This window comes from Streptomyces hilarionis, from assembly GCF_024539675.1.
In the GTDB taxonomy this organism is placed as follows: Bacteria; Actinomycetota; Actinomycetes; order Streptomycetales; family Streptomycetaceae; genus Streptomyces; species Streptomyces hilarionis.
The window spans coordinates 1-323 of sequence record NZ_JAHHIT010000590.1 but is presented as its reverse complement, the minus strand read 5'-3'; the positions used below and the strand labels follow the sequence as shown (position 1 = coordinate 323).

General features: G+C 52.6%; 1 protein-coding gene. It reads left to right on the top strand.

Annotated features, from left to right (window positions below; all coding sequences use genetic code 11):
- Window positions 1-68 precede the first annotated feature (68 nt).
- The coding region (locus KMS84_RS39630; RefSeq protein ID WP_256921502.1) for a hypothetical protein at window positions 69-323 on the top strand (255 nt) is incomplete at its 3' end.

The window sequence follows — 323 nt, the reverse complement described above, 5'->3', positions numbered from 1 at the left end:
AGCGAAAGAGAAAAGCCATGGACACAAGTGATCAGAAGCGCTCTCCGTACGACCGCTATAGGGACTACGTGCTGCAACTGGAACAGGCTGGGGAAAAATTTCCTATGAACCAGTTTGGCGCCGTCAACTTCAGCAAAATCGCTGATGAATGTGGTAATCGTAGGCAGTGGTTTTCTGAAAGCGCCAAGAAGGTCTTTTGCTCCCAGGGCCAGACCCTGGAACAGGTCATCGCGAAGGACATTCGCCGCATAGGCAGCGAGTTTGTTGCGGCCAAAGACCCCGAGTCTCTGGCGGTTGATATGGCGGATTCGAAAAGTCGCGAA